Origin of the sequence: Promicromonospora sp. NPDC060271 (assembly GCF_042726755.1) — a bacterium.
Classification (GTDB): domain Bacteria; phylum Actinomycetota; class Actinomycetes; order Actinomycetales; family Cellulomonadaceae; genus Promicromonospora.
The window spans coordinates 21,746-30,063 of record NZ_JBHXBG010000061.1 but is presented as its reverse complement, the minus strand read 5'-3'; the positions used below and the strand labels follow the sequence as shown (position 1 = coordinate 30,063).

The window sequence follows — 8,318 nt, the reverse complement described above, 5'->3', positions numbered from 1 at the left end:
GTTCCGGTGTCACGGAGCAGGGTCCTTGCTTCGGTCCAGCGGCCTTGTGCGAGGGCGGAGCGGGCGGGCCACGTGCTTGAATGCGGACGCCTCGCCACTCGCGGCGGAGCCGTCGAGAGGAGCACGCCCGTGGTGGATCCGACGTCGCTGCTGGTCGATCGGCTCGACGCGACCGAGTTCACTGACGTCGTCACGGTCGAGCCGGCGACCGGCGGGCTCGCGGCGACGGCGGGGTTCGCGACCCGTGCGGACGGCACGTCCGTGTTCGTCAAGGCGTTCGCCGAACCGCCGTCGGACGACGCGTTCGCAGCGGAGGCCGAGGGTCTGCACGCGCTGCGCACCCACGGGGGTGTCATGACGCCGGAGGTGCTCCTGGCGAGCCGCGACCTGCTCGTGCTCTCGGTGCTCCGGCCCAGGCCGAGCTCGGAGGCCTTCTGGGAGCAGTTCGCGCACACCCTCGCTCGCCTGCACACGGGCACCGCTCACGACCGGTTCGGCTGGCATCGCGACAACTGGCTGGGCCGCCGTCGGCAGGTCAACACCTGGACCGACGACGGTTTCGCGTTCTTCGCCCGGCACCGGCTGCTGCGCTGGCTGGACGAGCCCCGCGTCGAGGCGGCGCTCGACGCCGCGGACCGGTCGGCGCTCGAGCGGCTGTGCGCCCGGCTGCCCGAGCTGCTCCCCGCGAAGACCGCTTGCCTCACGCACGGCGACCTGTGGGCGCAGAACGTCCTGGCCGCGCCCGACGGGCAGCCGGCTCTGATCGACCCGGCGGTCTCGTACACATGGGCGGAGGTCGATCTGGCTCACCTGTGGACGACCGCGCCACCGCCCGAGGCGCACGCCTTCTTCGACCTGTACGCGGAGCTGACCTCGCTCGACGCCGGCTGGCGTGAACGCATGCCGATCCTCCAGCTCCGCCAGCACCTGGCGGTCGTCGCGCAGTTCGACGACGACTGGGGCGCTGCCGATCAGCTGCGCGCCACGCTCGCCCCGTTCCGGCGGCGGACGGCTCAGAGGCGCGCGAACCGTGCCCGCGCGAACGAGTAACCGCCGAACGCGCCGATCCCCAGCCCGATCACGATGAGCAGCGCCGTGCCGAACGGCTGGTCGCGCATCGTGCGCAGCGCCTCGTCGAGCCCGCCGGCCTGTGCGGGGTCCGTGGTCACGGCCGCTGCCACGATCAGCCCGCCGACGACGCCGAGCGCGACTCCCTTGGCGACGTAACCCACCTGTCCGAGCCGCACCACGACCTGCCCGACCGAACCTCCGCCGGTTCCCGTGAGGTCCCGCAGGAACTTCTTCCGCGCTCCCTTGACCACGTGGTAGACGCCGACGGCGACGATGGCCAGGCCGCCGGCGCCCACGAGCAGCGGACCACCCGGCATCTCCAGGACCCGTGCGGTCATGCTCTCCTCGCTGCTGCCCGATCCACCGGTGCCCTGCGCGGCTCTGACCCCGGAGACCGCCAGCGCCGCGTAGAGCACACCCTTGGCCGCGCTCTTGGCCCGCTCGCCTGCCTGGTTGCCCGCGTTCGGTACGCCGACGGCGGCGGTGAGGAGCTGCCAGACGGCGAGCGCCGCGAAGCCGACGGCGACCGCCCAGAGCACCACCTCGCCGCCGGGCATCTGGGCCAGGGTGCGGAAGGCGCCGGACTCGTCCGCCTGGCCCTCCGGCTGGCCGAGCGCGAGCTGGACGGCCAGCCAGGCGACCAGCACGTGCAGCACACCGGAGGCGACGTAGCCGCCTCGGGCCAGGAGCTGCACGGCTCTGCTGTTCTTGGTCCGCCGCGCGGCGGCGTCGGCCGAAGGAGGGATGGTGTTATCGGACATGGACCTGTACCTCCGTCGAGCCGCACGGAACGCGGCCTACCTACAGATTCGCGCATTTCACCGCAATACGCATTCCGCGCACGGGGCGATCCAGTCGACGACCACGAGGCACGCCGCGGGGCGCCGGCTAGCCGGCCAGGCTCGCCAGGAGCTCCGCCGCCGGGCGCGGCCGGACCAGCCACAGCAGGTGGCTGGACTCGAGGGTGTGCACGTCGTACGGGTTGTCCGGGGTGAGCGCGTCGGCCTCGCGGATCATCCGGTCCTGCATCGCGACCGGGATGCTCGTGTCGCCGCTGAGCCGCACGTATGTCCGCGGGATCGTGCCCCAGGTCGCGGCCTGGACCCGGTCCGCCGACGTGCCCGCGTCCAGGTTCTCGTCCGGCTGGAAGGTGTTGAGGAAGGCGAAGAACTCGTCGTCGGTGCCGTCGGCGAGGAACGCCTCCTTGAGGCCCGCGAGCGTCGCCGGGTCCGCGGTGCGGAAGTTGGCGCGCAGCAGGCCGACGGCGGCGGGGTCGGCCGCCAGCACCCCGGCGAGGACCCCGGCGTCGACGGACGCCATCTCGGGTTCGGCGTAGTACTCGCCCACTCCGAGATCCACCGGCGCCCACGCGGAGACGTACACGATGCGGTCGATCAGGTCCGGACGGGCGTTGCCGACCGCGGTCAGCGTGGCGCCGCCCCTGCTGTGACCGACCAGGATCACCGGGCCGTGCTCCTTGGCGCGCTCGAGCGCCTCGATGACCCGGGCGGCGTTGTCGGCCAGGGTGACGCCCTTGATGCTGCCTGGCGCGGTCGCCAGCCCCGCGAGGTCCTGCGGCGCCTGGTACGCGGCCGGATAGGTCGCCGCGAAGCCGTGCCCTGGCAGGTCGACCGCAGCCGAGCGGTGACCCAGCAGGGCGAGCTCCGCCTGGAGCGGCGCGAACGAGAACGAGTTGGCGAAAGCGCCGTGGACCAGGACGAACGTGGGTGACATAGGGCCAGATGGTACCGAGTCCGATACCGCGCCCGACTACCGGCTGAGGGCCGCCTCGAATCCTCCGCCGTCGGCGAGCCCGATGACGTTGCCCGCCGGATCGGTGAACCAGGCGCCGTCGCCTCCCTCCATGAACCCGCGCACGATGCCCTTCTCGTCCTGTTCGAAACCCTCGTAGCGTTCGAACTTCACGCCCTTGGCGGTGAGCTCGTCCACCACGACGTCGACGTCGTCGACGGTGAGGTGCAGGACCGTGAACGACGCCGGGGTGTGGTTCTCCTTGGCGTACACGAACACCGAGGTGCCGCCGTCGAGATGGAGCGCAAGGCCCCCACCCTCGGGGAGAGCCGTCACCCGCATCCCCAGCGTGTCCGCGTAGAACGTGCGGGCCGCGTCGATGTCGTTCGCCGAGAAGCTCGGATACACACTGCGCACAGTGACCATCGCTGTCTCACTCCCTCGTGACCGGCGGTGACCGCACCGCAGGGCGCGCCGCGGGGCGTCAGTCCCTTCCAGAGTCCCACCACGGGACGCAGCCGCAAGGCAGCCGGCCCGCACCGGACGGACATCACCCTCGGTTCACCACGCCGGTCACTGGCCGACGCGGCCGTCGATCCGCTCGCGCAGGATGTCGGCGTGCCCGCAGTGTCGGGCGTACTCGACGATCTGCCCCAGGAGCGCATCTCGAAGCTGCAGGTCGCCGCCCTCCGGTCCGAGGTCGGACGTGCCGGCGTTCCACGTGCCGAGGTCGGGGACGCCGTCGAGGTAGCGGTCGGTGGCGTCCATCTCGGCGTGCCAGGCCTGCCAGGCGTCCTCGACGACCGCCGGGTCGGCGACCGCGCCGTTCCACTCCGCCTCGCGGTCCTCCTCCGTGCGGTACAGGTCGGGAGCGTCCTCGCCCGCCATGACGCGGCGCAGATGCCGCTCGCCGTCGGCGAGGTGCCGCACCAGACCGAGCAGGGACATGGTGGACGGCGGGGCCGACCGGCGGGCGAGCTGCTCGGCGTCGAGCCCTCCGCACTTCATCTCCAGGGTGAGCCGGTAGTAGCGGAGGTAGTCCAGCAGCAGCCCGCGCTCGTCGGTCGGGCTATCGGTCTCGCGCGGGTCGTCGTCGGGGTCGGTCCACATGTCGGGGAAGACTGTGGACTGCGTCCAGCGCGTCGTCAGGGCTTCTTCGGCCTGTTCCTGTGGGTCCATACGAGCATCGTGGACCCGAGCCGGAGCCGACCGCCACGGAAAATCGGCCCCAGAAGATCGGACGGGCGTTGCCCCTCAGGCCTGGTAGCGGAACGCGTCCCATGCGCCGAGCAGGTACTGGATGCCGAGCGCCCGGTCGTAGAGGCCGTACCCGGGGCGGGGCTTGTTCGTGGTGTTCTCGTCCCAGAGGTGGCGTCCGTGGTCGGGCCGGATGTAGCCCTGGTAGCCGGCCTCCGCGTACGCCTTCATGATCCCGGTGGTGTCGACGCTGCCCTCGACGGCGCGGTGGGCCACCTCGGTGAAGTCGCCGTTGTCGAAGTGCTTGATGTTGCGCACGTGCGAGAAGTGGATGCGGTCCATGAAGGTCCGTACGGCGTCGACGGCGTCGTGCTCCGGGTTGGCGGAGAAGCTGCCCAGGCACAGCGTCAGGCCGTGGTACGGGCTGGGGTGCAGGTCGAGCACCCGGGCGATGCGCTCCTTGCTGGAGACCACGCGCGGCCAGCCGAAGACGTCGAACGGCGGGTCGTCGGGGTGGACGCCGAGCTTGACGTCGTACTCCTCGCACGTGGGGATCACGGCTTCGAGGAAGTACTGGTAGTTCGCGTACAGGTCGTCGTGCGTGACGCCCACGTAGGCCTCGTTGAGCTCGTGGAAGCTCGCCAGGCGCTCCGGCTCCCAGCCGGGCAGGGTCAGCCCGTGCGTGTTCGCCTCCATGTCAGCGATGAGGCTCTCCGGCGACATCCTGTCGACGACCGCCTTCTCGTAGTACAGCGCGGTCGAACCGTCGGGCAGCGGGTGCCACAGGTCGGTGCGCAGCCAGTCGAAGACGGGCATGAAGTTGTAGCAGACGACCTTCACGCCGGCGCGGCCGAGCCGCTCGATGGTCGTGACGTAGTTCGCGATCGCCTCGTCGCGGCTCATCCCGAGAACGGTCCGGCCGAGCTTGATCGACTCGTGGACGTTGACCGACTCGACCACCTCGGCGTCGAACGTCTTCGTCACGCCCTTGGCGCGGGCCTCGTCCGACAGGCCGGTGATGCGGGCGACCTCCGCGTCGATCTCCGCCTGCTCCCAGACCTCACCGGCCTGCTTGTGGTGCAGGCTCCACACGATGGTCTCCACGCCAGGGATCTGACGCACCTGATCCAGGGTCACTGTGTCGTTGCCCTCGCCGTACCAGCGGAAGCCCATCTTCACGGCCGCACCTCTCGTCGTCGTCTCGTCGTCGCACTTGTATGTCCGCCCTTGTATACATCATGCCCGCCCCGCGGCGCGGGGCGGGCACGTGTTCACAGGGTGGTGAAGCGCAGCCGCATCCGGACGGGCGCCGCGTGGAGCTGCGCGTTCGGCAGGACGCCCGGGCCGCACGCGGCGCTGCCGACGCCGTGCTGTGCCGCGTCGAGGTGCAGCCACAGCCTGCCGTCCGGCACGAGCTCGTGCGGGTGGGCGGCACGGTCCAGCGCCTCGTCGGACCAGGGGCGCAGCGACAGCTCGATCCCGAGCTGCGACCGGGCGCCGACCGTCACGTCCCGTGCGTCGATCCGCAGACCGGTCCCGTCGGTGAAGGACAGGACGGCGCTCGTGACCCCCCGGCGTGCGCCGTTCTCCTGCGGGTGGGTGTACCGGGTCTGCCAGTCGGCGACGGTGTGCTGCCACGAACCGCCGAGCGCCGCCTGCTTCGAGTCCGCGTACGACTCGTCCGGCCCGAGGCCCGTCCAGCGGACACCCGTCTCGGCGGCCGCCGCCTCGTCGAGTGCGAGCCGCACGCCGAGGCGAGCCACGTTCTCGGGCCAGCGGCCCTCCGGCCGAAGGTCGACGATCAGGTCCACCGCGTCCGGTGCGTCGGTGACGGGCTGCCAGCGATACCGCGTCACGAAGCCCGAGCGGGTCGCCGGTCCCGCGATCCTGGCGTCGATCTCGAGCGCCCCGTCGGCGCTGACGGCGACCCCGCCCTTGCGCTCGGCGAGCAGGTGCAGACCCGCCTTGCGCCACTTCTCCTCGTCGGACGTCCCCAGCCAGTTCCCCGCGCGGCGGTCGTTGTCGGTCGGCGCGCGCCAGGCGTCGACCCGGAAGTCGCGCACCGTCCGGCCGGCGAGCTCGCGGAGGTCACCGCGCCCGTCGAACCGGGCGGGACCGGCGCGGAACCCGCCGTCGGCCTCCTCGGACACCCGACCCACCGGAGCGGTGAGCGGCGCGGGCTCGACGAGGAGGAGCTGGCCGGCGCCGAGCTCGAAGCCGGGCTCGAGCCACGCCTCCTCGAGCGCCTCCGCCTTGTGCTGGACGGCGCGCACGGTCCACCAGACCGGGGCCTCGCCCGGCTCCGGCAGCACCAGGTCGGACGGCGGCCGCACCACCGTCCCGGTCCCGGCCTCCAGCACCACGTCGAGAGTGCCCGTCGCGAGCTCCTCCGCGCCGCTGTGCAGGGTCCACCTGAGCTCCGCGTGGCTCGTGTCGCGGAACGCGTAGCGGTTGCGGACGAGCAGCGTCCCGTCGGGCTGGGGGTCGATCCGGATCGGCGCGTACACCGCCGCCGTCTCCAGCAGGCCCGGCGAAGGCGTTCGGTCGGGCAGGACCAGGCCGTCGGCGACGAAGGTCCCGTCGTGGAACCGCTCGCCGAAGTCGCCCCCGTACGCGAAGAACGGGTTCCCGTCGGCGTCGGTGCGGGCCAGGCCGTGATCGATCCACTCCCAGATGAACCCGCCGAGCAGGCGCGCGTGCCGGTCGAAGGCCGCGTCGTAGTCGGCGAGACCGCCCGGCCCGTTGCCCATCGCGTGCGCGTACTCGCACAGCAGGAACGGCATCGCCCGACGGCGGGCATCGGCGTCGGCGCGCTCCAGCGGCGGCTCGATGCGCTGGCCGATCAGCTCGACCTCCGTGCTCTCGGCGTACATCCGCGAGTAGACGTCCACGTGCTCGCTCGAGTAGTCGCCCTCGTAGTGGATCGGTCGGCTCGGGTCGAGCGCCCGGACGGCGTCGACCATCGCCTCGATGTTGCGTCCGCCGCCCGCCTCGTTGCCCAGCGACCACATGATGACGCTCGCGTGGTGCGCGTCGCGGCTCACCGTCCTGGTGACCCGGTCGACGAGCACGTCCGTCCAGGCCGGGTCGTCGGTGGGGTTGCCGGCCCAGCCCTCGCCGACGAAACCGTGCGTCTCGAGGTCGTTCTCGTCGATCACGTACAGGCCGTAGCTGTCGCACAGGTCGAGGAAGTGCGGGTGCGGCGGGTAGTGGCTCGTGCGGACGGCGTTGATGTGGTGCCGCTTCATGAGCAGCACGTCCTCGAGCATCCGCTCGGGCGTCACGGCACGGCCACGCAGCGGGTCGAACTCGTGCCGGTTGACGCCGCGCAGCTTGATCGGCCGGCCGTTGACGAGGAACACCCCGTCCTCGATGGAGACGGTACGGAAGCCGACGGCGAGGGTCACCGTCTCGCTGTCCGTCGACACGACCACGTCGTACAGCCGCGGCCGCTCGGCGCTCCACGGCTCGACGGCGACCCGCAGCTCTTCGCCGGCCGCCCCCTCGACGCCGAGCTCCGGCACCGCTACCCGTGCCGCGACCGCGCCGCGGGCGGCCACCACCGTCGCCGCGTCCACCCGGAGCGTGCCGACGCCGGTCGTGTGGTCGTAGTCGGCGCGCACCCGGACGTCGTCGAGCGCGCCGTCCGGCCGGTGCTCCAGCGTGACGCTGCGGAAGATCCCGGACAGCCACCACTGGTCCTGGTCCTCGATGTACGACATGGCCGACCACTTGGTGACGCGGACCGCGAGCAGGTGCTCGCCTCCCGCGCGCAGCCGGCCGGTCAGGTCCACCTCGGTGGGCAGGCGGGAGCCGTGCGACGTGGCCAGCAGCTCACCGTCGAGCGCCACCTGGAACCAGGAGTCCACACCCTCGAAGCGCAGGAGGGTGCGCCCGTCGGTCGGCCAGTCGGCGGGCACCCGGAGCGTCGTGCGGTACTCGCCCGTCGGGTTGTCGTCCGGCACGTACGGGGGATTGACCGGGAACGGGAAGTCCACGTTGTTGTACTCGGGTACGCCGTAGGGCCACGCGTGCGGAGCCCCGGCGAGCTGCCAGTGCCCGGGCACCACGAGCCGGTCCCAGTCGTCGCCGCGCTCGGCGCGGTCGACACCCGTCTCGGGATGCGGGAACAGGCGGAACCGCCACTCCCCGTCGAGCGACAGGGTCGCTGAGCTGGAGGCGCCGGCCGGCGGACGGAATCGCGGTGCGACGACACCCTCCGGGGTGGTGACGGACTCGTGGGTGGTGGTCATGACTCCTCCAGGCGGAGAGGGTGGGGAAGCGGACAGACAAGCGCC

Annotated in this window: 7 protein-coding genes; 1 reads left to right on the top strand and 6 read right to left on the bottom strand. The window is 71.9% G+C overall.

Going from position 1 to position 8,318, the window contains the following annotated elements; genetic code table 11:
- Positions 1–129 precede the first annotated feature (129 nt).
- Positions 130–1,050, top strand: a complete 921-nt coding sequence (locus ACFWE2_RS11645; protein ID WP_377224386.1) for a fructosamine kinase family protein — start codon at positions 130–132, stop codon at positions 1,048–1,050.
- On the opposite strand, the gene ACFWE2_RS11640 is transcribed toward ACFWE2_RS11645, so the two are convergent.
- From ACFWE2_RS11640 to ACFWE2_RS11615, 6 genes are all read right to left on the bottom strand, one after another.
- Entirely contained in the window at positions 1,014–1,832 is an 819-nt protein-coding gene (locus tag ACFWE2_RS11640; protein ID WP_377224385.1) for a DUF1206 domain-containing protein, read from the bottom strand. The two genes, ACFWE2_RS11645 and ACFWE2_RS11640, sit on opposite strands and share 37 nt — an antisense overlap.
- Positions 1,833–1,959: 127 nt before the next feature.
- Entirely contained in the window at positions 1,960–2,805 is an 846-nt protein-coding gene (locus ACFWE2_RS11635; RefSeq protein ID WP_377224384.1) for an alpha/beta fold hydrolase, read from the bottom strand.
- 36 nt (positions 2,806–2,841) lie between these two features.
- Positions 2,842–3,231 (bottom strand): VOC family protein, encoded by a 390-nt coding sequence (locus tag ACFWE2_RS11630; RefSeq protein ID WP_377224383.1) that lies wholly within the window; start codon positions 3,229–3,231, stop codon positions 2,842–2,844.
- A gap of 165 nt (positions 3,232–3,396) precedes the next feature.
- Positions 3,397–4,002 (bottom strand): DinB family protein, encoded by a 606-nt coding sequence (locus ACFWE2_RS11625; protein ID WP_377224382.1) that lies wholly within the window; start codon positions 4,000–4,002, stop codon positions 3,397–3,399.
- A gap of 75 nt (positions 4,003–4,077) precedes the next feature.
- A complete protein-coding gene (locus ACFWE2_RS11620; protein ID WP_377224387.1) occupies positions 4,078–5,193 on the bottom strand; it encodes a mannonate dehydratase in 1,116 nt (371 codons plus the stop codon).
- A gap of 98 nt (positions 5,194–5,291) precedes the next feature.
- Complete coding sequence (locus ACFWE2_RS11615; RefSeq protein ID WP_377224381.1) at positions 5,292–8,273, bottom strand: glycoside hydrolase family 2 TIM barrel-domain containing protein; 2,982 nt, start codon at positions 8,271–8,273, stop codon at positions 5,292–5,294.
- Between the last annotated feature and the right edge of the window lie 45 nt (positions 8,274–8,318).

Coding starts and splice junctions, on each gene's coding strand:
- ACFWE2_RS11625 (WP_377224382.1), bottom strand. CDS start 4,002: ATGGACCCACAGGAACAGGCCGAAGAAGCCCTGACGACGCGCTGGACG.
- ACFWE2_RS11640 (WP_377224385.1), bottom strand. CDS start 1,832: ATGTCCGATAACACCATCCCTCCTTCGGCCGACGCCGCCGCGCGGCGG.
- ACFWE2_RS11615 (WP_377224381.1), bottom strand. CDS start 8,273: ATGACCACCACCCACGAGTCCGTCACCACCCCGGAGGGTGTCGTCGCA.
- ACFWE2_RS11635 (WP_377224384.1), bottom strand. CDS start 2,805: ATGTCACCCACGTTCGTCCTGGTCCACGGCGCTTTCGCCAACTCGTTC.
- ACFWE2_RS11620 (WP_377224387.1), bottom strand. CDS start 5,193: ATGGGCTTCCGCTGGTACGGCGAGGGCAACGACACAGTGACCCTGGAT.